Below are 13,429 nucleotides of genomic sequence, written 5' to 3' on the forward strand. Positions count from 1 at the left end.
CGGTTGAAGCAAATGCTTCAACCGGCTGCTTTAATTCATAGCCGTTCATTCGGCTCTGTCTATGGCTGATTGCCGTCCCCGGTCTGACCGGTCTCCCCCGTTTGGGCAAGAAGCTCAATCGGATCAAGATGAATATTGACCTGGGTCACTCTCGGCAGCCCTACCCGCTGATCGGCAAAGACATCCTCATTATAGCGGATCACGAAACGGGCGGCGTCCTTCCCCTCCTGATCCTGATCCTCAAACTGAAACTCCGGCTGCCCCGGAATCGGAAACACCTTGCCGACAACCGCGTTAATCGTCAGATCGCCTTTGGCGAAGAATCCACCTTCCAGCGAGAAGATGGAGCCCACTCCGTATAACTCGGCCATACTGTCTGTATAAAAGAAGCCTTTCAAACGAGTCGCCACATTCCTAAATTCCTCAATGCGGTTGATCAGCACGGACCCCTTGGAGATAAGCACGAGTTCCTTATCATTTTTGCCGGAAATGTTGGCGTTAACGACGTCTGTGCTCCCCAGCACGAACATCGTGGAGTCGAGCTTGACCTCTCCCTTGATGTGCAGATTGCCTGTAACCAGAATATTCGCTTGAATCGTTGAATTGTCCACGGTCAAGTCCCCATTGACGATGAGCCAATGCGATTCTTCACTGCTCTGCGCCTTGGCCAGATCCGTAATTTCATTATAGGTGGTGCCATCCAGGTGCAGATTCCCATCGTTAATTGCGCTGGTTCCGAGATTCATAAGTCTCAGCTTAAACTCTCGTACAGCTGCATCATAGAGTTCCTGCTTCTTCCACTTCAGCTCATCTGCGGTCAAGGTATCGTCAACCAATTGGTCATAATCGCTCTTTACAGGCATTTTTAATGTGGTCATGTTTCCAGTAGGCTCCTGAAGCGTATCTACCAATCTTGTTCCTCTTGTCGTTGGCGTTTCTGCGCTGTTTTTACCCCCTGCACCATAGTAAGTAACGGCGAACTCCGCCTTATTGCTGGCCGATCCCGAAGCTTCGGCGACTTTATCCAGAAAGGAATCCTCTACGTCGATTTGCACGAAGGTGGACTGCTTCTTGACCTGGGAGTTCTCGTACACCTGCTTGACGCGGTCGTCCAACAGGGAGTATGTCTCTTTATCGGACACCGGTATCTCCTTATAAGCCGTTCCGTCCGTTGAATACTGCATATCCTTGAGCGACTGCACCTGCGCTTCTCCATCAATCCGGGGATACAAGGTCGTCTTGGTCGATTCGGAAAAATATTTATATTGGGCCACCGGGCTCAGCATTAGCTGGATACCCGCATATAGCTTCCCCTCGATATACGGCGCGCCGTTCAAATAGACGGTTCCCTCGGAACCGAGGGAATAATTCAAAAAGTCTGGAAATGTTGAAACTTCCACTTTCTGCTGCAGCGTCCGAACGACGCCGTTGACCGTTGCATTCGCCCGGATCACGATGACATATTTGCTATTCGTAGAGGCGCCCTCGTCCAGGGTAATGCTTGTAATCCCGTTAGCTGCGCCATTCAGGCTTGTGCTGGAGACGAAGCCGTTTTTCTCATTGTTAAGGGACACCAAAAAATTGTGAATCGACAGGTCCAGATCCGCCTGCGGCCTGCCCATGTAATTCTGTATCTTTTGGTTCACATCGGCGGTGACATATGCCATCACTTCATCAATTTTTTTCTGGGCCAAATGGATGCTCTGCACATCGTTTTCCCGCGTTTCGGTCCGTGTGGCTCCACCGATAGTGGCACTAAGAACACCGACTCCGAGAATCGTAAGCAAAAGCACAATGAACATGACCAGCACAAGAGCAGAGCCCTGTTCGGAGGACAAACGCTCTCCTATCCGCCCTAATCTCATGTCTGTACGATGAGAAGTACCGCACCTCCGCATATTTTAAACAGAACCTCCTAAAATCCGAATTGACTATTAAGCTCCAGTCTATCCTCTTCATTTCCTTGGTATTTCAGCACCAGCTTAATTTCAATGGTCCCGGAAGGATAGGGAGCGTTGAGCGGTGCGGTTCTTCCGTCCGTCTTGATCAACGTGATCGTCGACCCCTCCAGTTCAGATTGAACGGCTATCGGGGAGCCGGAGTCCGCGCCGGTGCCTCCAGTAGCAATAACAATATCACTGCCGTTTACAGCGATGACCTGCGGGTTGGCTCCGCTTTTGATCAGTTCAACGCCGCCGGCTGTGTTCTGTACTCGCTCAGGACCATAAGTGTATAACTTCGTAATAATGGTGGACATAATGAGATCGGCCTCATCCCGCAAGGCGTTCTGCACCGTAATTTGGTGATAGCTTCGCATGCCGAACATCGTCACAGCAGAGATCAGTCCCACAACCATGGCAAAAATCGTTATCGAGCTGATCAATTCGACCAGGGTAAAGCCCCGTTCCTCCGCTTTCAAGCGCTTAACGAATTCGTTCATCGGTGATATACCCCTCCACCTCCACGGTATTGGCAGATGGACTGCCTCTATCCGCACGTCTGACCTCCACTTTAACCGGCAGCAAGTAGCTCTGTACAGATGACTGGTTAAGGATGCTTGACACCGCGCCCGTTGGCTGGGGCTGGTTGCCCCATACACCTGGCTGATAAACGACATCGATGGTGTAAGCAACGCCGTTCACCCGGGGATGCAGCACACTCGCCAAAGAATCCGTGTCAAAAGTATCCCGGTAAGCCTGCCCTTCAGCTGTGGTATTGTCGCCGCAGGCACCGATTTGGCAGACATTGGCGGATACCGTGTAGCCTTTAGTAACAAAAAAATCCTGAGTTTTCTCAAAATCCTGCTTCTCCATATAAAAAAGCGCGTTCCGCGCCAGATTGACCATAATCGTCTTGTTCTGGTTCGATTTCGAGTAGGACATCGCGTTGACGAAGTATGATGTCAGGACCAGGGAGACGATGGATAAAATCACAATCGCCGCGAGCACCTCGATAAGGGTGAAGCCCCGCTCCTGTTTTAGGTCGAACCGCATAGTTTTCTTGCCTCCGGACCGCATGATAATTTCGCGTTTGCACATAGTTTAGACCTAGTTCTCCTATCATTATATGCTGTGGGCCTAAGACCCACAATGAGTTTCATCGAGAGAATCTAGCACTCACTACAATGTATATCGGTAAAAGACTATGCTATGATTTGGCTGAAAGGAGGATTTGATGATATGGCTTTGATTGAATGCCGGTTTTATTCGGAAACCTTGGGGCTGGGCACGTCGATGACGGTAATTCTACCGCAGCGGACGAAGACGCAAATTGGAATGGGCGGCGTCACCCGGGGAACCTCCCTCCATCCCACCTTGTATCTGCTGCACGGCTTATCGGATGACGACTCCATTTGGCTGCGCCGCACATCGATCGAGCGTTATGTGGCGGATAAAGGAATAGCGGTCGTGATGCCTCAGGTTCACCGCAGCTTTTACACGGACATGGCATCCGGAGGCAGCTACTGGACCTTTATCAGCGAGGAGCTGCCGGCGCTGGCGCGCTCGTTCTTTCCGCTGTCTGCGGAACGGGAGGATAATTTCGTAGCGGGCTTGTCGATGGGAGGCTACGGAGCAATCAAGCTGGGGCTTCGTAAGCCGGAGGCTTTTGCCGCGGCGGCCAGCCTGTCGGGTGCGCTGGATGTGACGAATCTCCATTTAAGACATGGCAACGTGATGTCCAAACGAGAATATGAATTGATCTTTGGCAAGGTGGATATCTCAGGGACCGATGAGGACCTGATAGCCTTAATCCGCAAGGCGGACGCCTCGGGCGGACCGAAGCCGCTGCTCTACCAATGCTGCGGTACGGGAGATTTTCTGTACGAGGATAATTTGCGTTTTCGCGATGCCTGTCGGTCAACCTCGCTGTCCTTAACCTATGAGGAGGGTCCGGGAGCTCATGAATGGGGATACTGGGATGCCAAAATTCAGGATGTGCTGGCCTGGCTGCCGCTGCGAGGGTAAATTCACTTTAATAGGACACATTCACTTCGAGAGGATACATTCACTCTGATAGGATACATTCACTTCGAGAGGATAAATTCACTTTTTAAAAAGAGGCCGCTCTTGTTCACTTCAAAGTGGTCTCCCCTTCTGTACAAACGGGTGCTTTTCCGGTGCAGCCAAAACTGTAATAGTGCATCTTCTTTCGTTGATTCTTTGGTCGTTTTGGAAAAAGGCTGCGAGCGTGCAGGAATTTCAGACGATTTCGGTGATAACGGTTGGTTAAGCAGGGAAAACCTGTATGCTCGCAGGAATATTCTCTCTTTAATTAATAGTGTTGAAAAAGGATGTATGGTTGCAGGTTTTTAACAACCCTTATTCGTACACGCAAATTTACTGACCATTTTTCAAAGTCAAAAAACCTTATGATCGCGTCGATCGTATGCTAAACTTTATTCCCCTGTGTATATAGAAAAAATGACATTCAACTGTTGCCAGTTTGAATGTCATTTTTAGTTAAATATTTTGTTTGTTCCTCAAAACAGAACCCGTGATGTCTACTCAATGGCCTCTTGGCTCTGTTTTTGCCGGATAACACGCTTAAAGTTTCTCCGTAAGCTCCGCAACCCATTTTTTCGCTTCGAGCAGATTCTCTTCCGCCCTAACGATCGCCGCCTGCACCTGCACGGTTGCTGTACCGCCGTACACGTTGCGCGCATTGACGACCGCTTCCGGCTGGAGCACCGCGTAGATATTCTCGTCGAACAGCGGCGAGAACTGCTTGAATTCGTCCAGCGTCAAATCGAGCAGGAATTTGCCTTCATTGATGCAGTACAGCACCGTTTTTCCGATGACTTCATGCGCCTGGCGGAACGGCAGTCCTTTGCCGACCAGGAAGTCCGCAATATCCGTCGCGTTGGAAAAATCGGTATTCACCGCTTCCCGCATCCGTCCCTTGTTCACCTTCATCGTCGCAATCATCGGCGCGAACAATTGAAGGGCGCCCGTCAGCGTCGTTACCGTGTCAAACATGCCTTCCTTGTCTTCCTGCATGTCTTTGTTGTACGCCAGAGGCAGGGATTTCAGCACCGTCAGCAGGCCGATCAGGTTGCCGTAGACACGGCCCGTCTTGCCGCGCACAAGCTCCGGCACGTCCGGATTCTTCTTCTGCGGCATAATGCTGCTGCCTGTGCAGAAGGCGTCATCCAGCTCCACGAAGCTGAACTCCGTGCTGCTCCACAGCACCAGCTCTTCACTCAGGCGCGAAAGATGCGTCATAATCAGCGAGGCGTTTGCCAAGAACTCGACGATAAAATCGCGGTCGCTGACGGCATCCAGACTGTTCTCGTAGACGCCGTCAAAGCCAAGCTGCTCCGCGACAAAATGCCGGTCGATCGGGAAGGTCGTTCCCGCCAGCGCTCCGGCGCCCAGCGGCAGCACATTGATGCGCTTATAGCTGTCACTCAGCCGCTCCGCGTCCCGGTGGAACATCGAGACATAGGCGAGGAGATGATGCGCGAACAGAATCGGCTGGGCCCGCTGCAAGTGAGTATATCCGGGCACAATCGTTTCCACATTGTCTTTGGCCTGCTCAATCAGCGCTTCCTGAAGCCCATGCAGCAGGTCGACAAGCTCCACCACCCGGTTGCGCAAATACAGATGCATGTCCGTCGCCACCTGGTCGTTGCGGCTGCGTCCCGTATGCAGCTTGCCACCGACCGGGCCGATTTCCTCGATCAGATGCTTCTCGATATTCATATGAATATCTTCATCCGAAACGGAAAATTCGACCTCTCCGGCGCGGACCTTCTCCAGCACCTTCTGAAGTCCGTTCTTAATCGTCTCCACATCTTCCTGCGGCAAAATCCCGCATTTGCCCAGCATCGTCACATGCGCCAGACTGCCCTGCACATCTTCTTCCGCCAGCGCTTTATCAAAGCCGATGGAGGCTGTGTATTCCTCCACGAGCTTATTCGTTCCTTTGGTAAAACGTCCACCCCACAGCTTGCTCACCGCTCAATTCCCCCTCTTACGACGTCAGAGGCCGCTCCTTCCTTACGGGGAGGAACGGCCTTCGTCAATTCTTATGTGACGGATACTTTGGCGTACCCGATTCTTGCTCGACCCTACGAATTCGACGCTTTCCTTCTCAAACCTATACGCCGCACGAACTAAGGTTTATCCTGGTACTTCGTACACTTCAGACCTGCCGGTTTACATCGACAGGCCTGCAGCTTATTTCGCCGATTCAGCTACTCCGGTCGAAACCTTCAGGCGCAGCGCGTTCAGGCGGATGAAGCCGGTAGCGTCGCCTTGATCGTAGGCCTGTGTCGGGTCGGCCTCCATCGTCGCGATATTCGGATTGTACAGGCTGACCGGACTCTTGACGCCGGCGCCGATAATGTTGCCTTTATACAGCTTGAGGCGTACGGTTCCGGTTACGTTCTGCTGGCTCTCGGCTACAAGCGCCTGAATCGCCTTGCGTTCCGGAGCGAACCAGAAGCCGTTGTACACAAGCGTGCTGTAACGGGTAATCAGGCTGTCGCGGACGTTCATCACTTCACGGTCCATCGTGATGGACTCCATTTTGCGGTGAGCGGTGAACAGGATCGTTCCGCCCGGCGTTTCATAAACACCACGGCTCTTCATGCCGACAAAACGGTTCTCAACCATATCCACACGGCCGATGCCGTGCTTGCCGCCAAGCTCATTCAGCTTCTCCATAACCTGGAGAGGCGCAAGCGGTTCGCCGTTAAGGGCAATACAGTCGCCCTTCAGGAATTCCAGTTCAATATATTCCGCCTCGTCCGGAGCGTCCTCGGGCGCGTTCGTCAGCAGGAACATTTCCTTGTTCTCCGGCGCGCTGGCGTCGAACCACGGATCTTCCAGGACGCCGCTCTCATAGCTGATATGCAGCAGATTGCGGTCCATGGAATACGGCTTCGCAGCCGATGCCTGAACAGGGATGCCGTTCGCTTCCGCGTAAGCGATCATTTCCGCGCGGCCCGGGAATTGGTTACGGAACTCTTCCAGCCGCCAAGGCGCGATAACCTTGATGTTCGGAGCCAGACCAGCCGCTCCAAGCTCGAAGCGAACCTGGTCGTTGCCCTTGCCGGTCGCGCCATGCGCAATCGCTGTCGCGCCTTCCGCGATGGCGATGTCGACCATGCGTTTGGCGATCAGCGGGCGGGCGATGCTGGTGCCGAGCAGGTACTGCCCTTCATACAGCGCCCCCGCCTGGAACATCGGGTAGATGAAATCCTTGGCGAATTCCTCGCGCAGGTCGTCGATATATACTTTCGACGCGCCGGTAGCGAGCGCTTTTTCCTCCAGGCCATCCAATTCTTCCTTCTGGCCGATATCGGCCGTAAAAGCGATAATTTCCGCATCGTATGTTTCTTTCAGCCATTTCAGAATGACCGAGGTATCCAGGCCGCCGGAATAGGCGAGCACGATTTTTTCTTTTGCCATTACACATGTCTTCCTTTCTGCTTAAGGGATTTCTCGCTGCACTTCATCTCCAGGCTAGGAGGGATCAGCCCATGAGGGCGGCCATCAGCGCTTTTTGCGCATGCAGCCGGTTCTCAGCCTCGTCGAAAATGAATGAGTTCGGTCCGTCGATCACTTCGGCGGTCACTTCCTCGCCACGATGGGCCGGCAGGCAGTGCAGGAACATGAAGTCGCTCTTCGCGCCTTTGACGAGCTCCTCGTTCACCTGATAATCTTTAAATGCCGCTTCCCGCGCCAGCTGCTCTTCCTCAAAGCCCATGCTGGCCCATACATCCGTGTAGATGACGTCGGCATCTTTTACCGCTTCTTCCGGACTGCGCGTAATGACGATCTCGGAGCCGGTCTCTTCGGCAATTTGCCGCGCCTTGGCCACAACGGCAGCATCCGGCTCGTAGCCTTCCGGTCCAGCAACCGACACATGCACGCCAAGCTTGGCCCCGCCCAGCAGCAGGGAATGCGCCATATTGTTGCCGTCGCCGATATAGGCAAGTTTCAGGCCTTTCAGCCGGCCTTTTTGCTCATAAACCGTTTGAAGATCGGCCAGCACCTGGCACGGATGCGCCAGATCGCTCAGACCGTTAATGACGGGTACCGAAGCATGGCGCGCCAGTTCTTCGACCTTGTCATGCCCGAACGTGCGGATCATGATGCCGTCCAAATAACGCGACATAACCTGCGCCGTATCACCCACCGTCTCGCCGCGTCCAAGCTGGATGTCGTTCTTGCTCAGGAACAAAGCATGTCCGCCAAGCTGAAACATGCCCACCTCGAAGGATACGCGCGTGCGTGTGGATGATTTTTCAAAAATAAGACCGATCGTCTTGCCCAGCAGTGGCTGATACACTTCACCGTTCTTCTGCTTGCGCTTCAGCTCGATAGCCAGATCGATCAGATACTGGATTTCCTCCGGACTGTAGTCGTCCAGCTCCAGAAAATCCCGGCCTTTGAGCACGATGCCCTTTGCATTGTCCGTGATGCCCTGACCCATGAATCCGTTCCTCCTTCTTATTGTTGCGGAAACCCCGCGAATATATAAACGCTTGTATGCTCTATCGCTTAAGCCTTGTGATTGTTAGCATAAGTATGAATGAGTTCCGAAAGGATGTCCACCGCCTGGTGGATTTCTTCCTTGGTTACGTAAAGGTTCGGCAGCAGACGGATGACATGCGTTCCCGCCGTGACGAACAGCAGACCCTTGGACTGTCCGGCCAGTACGATCTCACTGACGGGCGACTGGCACTCGATGCCGATCAGCAGGCCTTTGCCGCGGATGTCCACTACGAATGGACAATCGGCCAGCTTCTCTTTCAGCAGCCCGGTCAAAAATTCGCCGGACTCGGCCGCGCGCTGCGGAAGATTGTCCTCCAGCATCGTCTCGATGGTAGCCGCCATAACCGCCGTCGCCAGCGGCGTGCCGCCGAACGTCGTGGCATGGCTGCCCGGAGTGAACACCTCGCGCAGATAGCCCTTTGCAAGCATTACTCCTGCCGGGAAGCCGCTCGCTATGCCCTTGGCAACCGTGAAAATATCCGGCTCAATGCCGTAATGCTGATGCGCGAAGAGCTTGCCCGTGCGGCCCATCCCGGTCTGCACTTCGTCCACGATCAGCAGCAGGCCGTGCTGCTTGCACAGCGCCACGACGCTGTTCAGGAACTCCGGCTGCACCTCAAGCACGCCGCCTTCCGCCAGCACCATCTCCAGCATAATAGCAGCTGTATTTTCCCCGATGGCCGCTTCGAGCGCAGGAAGATCATGGAGAGGCACCGTGACAAAGCCCTGCGGCAGCGGCAGGAAGCCGTCTTTTACCTTCTGCTGTCCCGTTGCCGTCAGCGTCGCCAGCGTGCGTCCATGGAAAGACTGTTCGAATGTAATGACCTCGTAACGGCCCGTACCTTTCACCTTCTGGTGGTAGCGGCGCGCCAGCTTAATCGCGGCTTCGTTCGATTCCGCTCCGCTGTTGCAGAAGAACACCTGATCTGCGCAGCTGTTCGCAGTCAGCAGTTCGGCCACCTTGTCCTGTCCAGGGATGTGGAACAGGTTGGATACATGCCACAGTGTATCGATCTGGGCTTTCAATTTCTCGCCAACCTTCTCCGGAGCGTGTCCGAGGCTGGTCACCGCCAGACCGCAGGTAAAATCGAGATATTTATTGCCTTTATCATCCCATACCCAGCTTCCTTTGCCTTTGACCAGACTGATGTCAAATCTCGCATAGGAAGGAAAAACATGTTCCAGCTTGCTGGAAGCCGCCGATTGACCCGCCGTGCTGATTTCCGCTCCCGCGTCCGCGACCTGTACTTCCTTCAAAGAATGATTTCCCGCCTGCGTAAGCTTGCTCATTTCCATTCACTCTCCCCCCGCCCACGCCGCTCTTAAGCGACGGCCGGCATGATTTTATTGGATTCCACCCAGCAGACCTCCCGGCATTCCGTGCAATCCCATGTTACGCCGTTTGCCTGATTAGCTGTTATTCCCTTACTCCCGCACAATCCGTGTACCGATAGTTTCACCGGACAGCACCCGTCTCAGCACTCCCGGCTCCTTGCCGTCGACGATCACGACCTCGGATACGCTGCCCTGGATACAATCCACCGCAGCCCGAACCTTCGGAATCATCCCTCCGTAGATCTCGCCGCTGCCGATCATTTGGTCGATCCCGGCAACCGTTACCGAAGGCAGAACTTTTTTGCTTCCATCTTCCAAAGTCGTCATAATTCCCGGCACATCTGTCACCACAATCATTTGCGGCGACTGCATGTAGGAAGCAACCGCTCCGGCCGCCGTATCGGCGTTGATATTGTAGCGCTGTCCGGCAGCGTCCACGCCAAGTGGCGCGATCACAGGGATGTAGCCGAGCGCCAGAATACCCGCCACAATTTCCGCTTTGACCCTGGTCACATTGCCCACGAGCCCTACCTCGTCGCTATTCGCAACGGGAGCGGCGGTGATGAGATTTCCATCCACGCCGGATAGGCCGATCGCCTTCCCTCCGCTTCCCTGAATCCGTCTTACAATCGCTTTGTTGATGCTGCCCGACAGGGTCATCTCCACGACATCAAGCACTTCCTCGGTCGTTACCCGCAGACCCTTCACGAAGCTGCTCTGGATGCCGAGACGAGCCAAATTGTCCGATATCGCCGGTCCGCCGCCGTGAACGATTATCGGCTGTACACCATCCTCCTGCAGATGCCGAAGCTCATCAAAAAAAGAGTCCGGAAGCGCGGTCAGCGTACTGCCGCCGCACTTCATCACAAACATTCTCTCATTGCCCGCGCTATTATCTTTATTAGCACCATTTTGCGTCATGAGTTTCGTTATCCTTCCTTGTAGAAGGCCGTATTATGCCTTCATCGTATAGGTCATACAGATACGCCGGAAACGTCCGCTTTTTAAGTCCGGTATGCGGCGTTGATCCGCACATAGTCATAAGTCAAATCGCAGCCCCATGCGGTGGCGCTGCCCTCGCCGTCAGCCAAATTCACGGTAATAAGTGTGGTATCCCCCTGCAAATAGGCCAAAGCCTCCGCTTCGTCAAAGATCACAGGCTTCGACTGGCGCAGCACCTCGATAGTGCCAAGCGATATATCCACCTTGTCGACCGATACCGGAACACCCGCTCTGCCGACTGCGGCAATAATCCGTCCCCAGTTGGCATCCGCGCCAAATATGGCGGATTTAACCAGGCTGGAGCCTACTACCGTCTTCGCAATCGCGCGCGCCGCCGCTTCGTCGCCCGCGCCGTTAACCTGTACCTCAACCAAATGAGTTGCGCCTTCGCCGTCTCTGGCAATCGCCATCGCAAGATGGCGGCACACATTCGTGAACGCTGCTTCAAAAGCTTCCCAATCCGGATGCAGCTTATTCAGCTCTTCGTTGCCTGCCAGACCGCTGGCCATCGCTACGAGCATATCGTTCGTACTGGTATCGCCGTCCACGGTAATCATATTGAAGGTCGTGTCCGTCGCTTTGCGCAGCAGCGTCTGAAGCGCCTCCTGCCCAATAACGGCATCCGTCGTCATAAAGCCGAGCATGGTGGCCATATTCGGATGAATCATGCCAGAGCCTTTCGCCGCGCCCGCGATCAAGACTTCCGTATCCCCAATCCGGACCTTCATGCAGCATTCTTTTTTCACCAAATCGGTCGTCAAAATCGCCTGGCAGAACTCCTCCGCCCCGTCCGCATCGCCCGAAAGCTTCGCCGGAAGCGCGGCCAGGCCGTCGCGCACGCGGTCCATCTTCAGCAGCTCGCCAATAACGCCGGTGGAGGCAACGGCCACATCATTCTCGCTTATGCCCAAATGCCGGGCGGCAACCGCCCGCATTTCATAGGCATCGGCTTCGCCCTGTTCTCCGGTGCAGGCATTGGCATTGCCGCTGTTGACAACTACAGCCCGAAGAACGCCGCTGCCGAGGCTCTCCCGTGTTACCTTAAGAGGAGCCGCCTGGAACAGGTTCGTTGTATATACCGCCGCTGCCGTCGCCGGCACCTCGCACAGTATGGCTGCGAGATCGTTGCGGTCGGTTTTTTTCAAGCCGCAGTGCAGGCCTCCGGATGTAAACCCTCTCGGTGTCGTAATGCTTCCGCCTTCCACGACGGTGTACAGCTTCTCGCTCATGTCTTATTTCCCGCTAAGCTTTACGGATACACAGGCGTGTAACCGAGCCCAAGGGTTTCCTCCCATCCCATCATTAAATTGAGATTTTGAATCGCCTGCCCCGCCGCGCCTTTCACGAGATTGTCGATAACCGAAATAATCGTGACCCGGCCAGTACGGGCATCCGTCGCAAATCCGATGTCGCAAAAGTTCGATCCGCTGACTTCCTTCGTCGCCGGCCAGATCCCGGCATTTCGCACCCGGACAAAAGATCTTCCCTCATAATAGTTACGATATAAATCGACAAAATCCTGCTCGCTGTAATCTCCGTTCATACCCGCATACATCGTGGTCATAATCCCCCGAGTCATCGGAACGAGATGTGTGGTGAACGTTACCGTCACCGCTTCTCCGGCAATCTCAGTCAGAGCCTGCTCGACTTCGGGAATATGCTGATGCTTGTTGATCTTGTAGGCTTTAAAGTTCTCATTTACTTCCGCATAATGAACGCCTACATTTACTCCGCGTCCAGCGCCCGATACGCCCGATTTGGCGTCAACGATGATACTGTCCGGTTTGATCCATCCCGCCTTAAGCGCCGGAATCAGCCCTAGCAGCGTCGCCGTCGGATAGCAGCCCGGGTTGGAGATAAAATCCGCGCCCGCCGCGCGTTCCCCGAACACCTCGCACAGTCCGTATACCGCCTGCTCCAAATAACTCGCCTGCGGAGCCGGATGCTTGTACCAGCGCTCGTATTCGCCGCCGTCTTTCAGCCGGAAATCGCCGGACAGGTCAACGACCTTAAGCCCCGCCTCCAGCAGCTGCGGAACCAGTTTGGCGCTTACGCCAGCCGGCGTAGCCGTGAACACGACATCCGCCCTTTCCTTCATTTCCGCCGCATCCACGCCGTCCAGATTTCGATGCAGCACGCCGGTTAAATGCGGAAATCCTTCTTCGATCGGCACTCCTGCGCTTGAAGAGGAAATCACCGAGGTGATTTCCACCTTCGGATGAACCTGAAGCAGCCTTATCAGCTCCACGCCTCCATACCCCGTCGATCCCACAATTGCCGCCCTCAGCTTGCCTTCCACCGTCATTTCCGGTTACCTCCTGCCGTTTCTCTCTATTATACCGGATAATTCGACTTATCCGCCGTCCTTTGAAATATGTATTATTATACGTCCTAATTAATATAAATACAACCGATTATGTAACATTTATATCCTCCAAGAATAGCCGATCCCCACCCCATACCCTGTCCATTTTCCACTTTCCTATTTTAAGAAGAAACGCCTGACGGCGTCTTTTAAGACGCAAGTACGTTTCTCGTAAAAATATAAGACCAAACGATAAGCGCGAAGCTTATAAAGTCTTATATTT

At 54.0% G+C, this 13,429-nt stretch carries 11 protein-coding genes; 1 reads left to right on the forward strand and 10 read right to left on the reverse strand.

The window, feature by feature from the left end; translation table 11 throughout:
• Nucleotides 1–59 precede the first annotated feature (59 nt).
• The 3 genes from PUR_RS23925 to PUR_RS23935 form a co-directional block, all read right to left on the reverse strand.
• Nucleotides 60–1,838 carry a hypothetical protein gene (locus PUR_RS23925; RefSeq protein WP_179037367.1) on the reverse strand — a complete coding sequence of 593 codons (1,779 nt, stop codon included), beginning with the start codon at nucleotides 1,836–1,838 and terminating at the stop codon, nucleotides 60–62.
• Between the two features lie 77 nt (nucleotides 1,839–1,915).
• Nucleotides 1,916–2,440, reverse strand: a complete 525-nt coding sequence (locus PUR_RS23930) for a PulJ/GspJ family protein (protein ID WP_179037368.1) — start codon at nucleotides 2,438–2,440, stop codon at nucleotides 1,916–1,918.
• The gene (locus PUR_RS23935; protein ID WP_232101624.1) at nucleotides 2,424–3,038 is read right to left on the reverse strand and encodes a type IV pilus modification PilV family protein; all 615 of its coding nucleotides are present in this window, start codon (nucleotides 3,036–3,038) and stop codon (nucleotides 2,424–2,426) included. Before PUR_RS23935 ends, PUR_RS23930 begins: the two co-directional genes overlap by 17 nt.
• 141 nt (nucleotides 3,039–3,179) lie before the next feature.
• Here PUR_RS23935 and PUR_RS23940 point away from each other — a divergent pair, with 141 nt between their 5' ends.
• Entirely contained in the window at nucleotides 3,180–3,965 is a 786-nt protein-coding gene (locus tag PUR_RS23940; RefSeq protein WP_179037369.1) for an alpha/beta hydrolase, read from the forward strand.
• A gap of 579 nt (nucleotides 3,966–4,544) precedes the next feature.
• Here PUR_RS23940 and argH read toward each other — a convergent pair.
• From argH to argC, 7 genes are all read right to left on the reverse strand, one after another.
• Nucleotides 4,545–5,957 carry an argininosuccinate lyase gene (argH, locus tag PUR_RS23945; RefSeq protein WP_179037370.1) on the reverse strand — a complete coding sequence of 471 codons (1,413 nt, stop codon included), beginning with the start codon at nucleotides 5,955–5,957 and terminating at the stop codon, nucleotides 4,545–4,547.
• Nucleotides 5,958–6,179: 222 nt separating this feature from the next.
• Nucleotides 6,180–7,415, reverse strand: a complete 1,236-nt coding sequence (locus tag PUR_RS23950) for an argininosuccinate synthase (protein ID WP_179037371.1) — start codon at nucleotides 7,413–7,415, stop codon at nucleotides 6,180–6,182.
• A 64-nt stretch (nucleotides 7,416–7,479) separates the two neighbouring features.
• The gene (gene argF / locus PUR_RS23955) at nucleotides 7,480–8,442 is read right to left on the reverse strand and encodes an ornithine carbamoyltransferase (RefSeq protein ID WP_179037372.1); all 963 of its coding nucleotides are present in this window, start codon (nucleotides 8,440–8,442) and stop codon (nucleotides 7,480–7,482) included.
• A gap of 68 nt (nucleotides 8,443–8,510) precedes the next feature.
• A complete protein-coding gene (locus PUR_RS23960; protein WP_179037373.1) occupies nucleotides 8,511–9,794 on the reverse strand; it encodes an aspartate aminotransferase family protein in 1,284 nt (427 codons plus the stop codon).
• Between the two features lie 135 nt (nucleotides 9,795–9,929).
• A complete protein-coding gene (gene argB, locus PUR_RS23965; protein WP_179037374.1) occupies nucleotides 9,930–10,760 on the reverse strand; it encodes an acetylglutamate kinase in 831 nt (276 codons plus the stop codon).
• Nucleotides 10,761–10,843: 83 nt separating this feature from the next.
• The gene (gene argJ, locus PUR_RS23970; RefSeq protein ID WP_179037375.1) at nucleotides 10,844–12,070 is read right to left on the reverse strand and encodes a bifunctional glutamate N-acetyltransferase/amino-acid acetyltransferase ArgJ; all 1,227 of its coding nucleotides are present in this window, start codon (nucleotides 12,068–12,070) and stop codon (nucleotides 10,844–10,846) included.
• A 20-nt stretch (nucleotides 12,071–12,090) separates the two neighbouring features.
• Nucleotides 12,091–13,140, reverse strand: a complete 1,050-nt coding sequence (argC, locus tag PUR_RS23975; protein WP_232101909.1) for an N-acetyl-gamma-glutamyl-phosphate reductase — start codon at nucleotides 13,138–13,140, stop codon at nucleotides 12,091–12,093.
• Between the last annotated feature and the right edge of the window lie 289 nt (nucleotides 13,141–13,429).

Source organism: Paenibacillus sp. URB8-2 (assembly GCF_013393385.1).
GTDB lineage: Bacteria > Bacillota > Bacilli > Paenibacillales > Paenibacillaceae > Paenibacillus_AQ.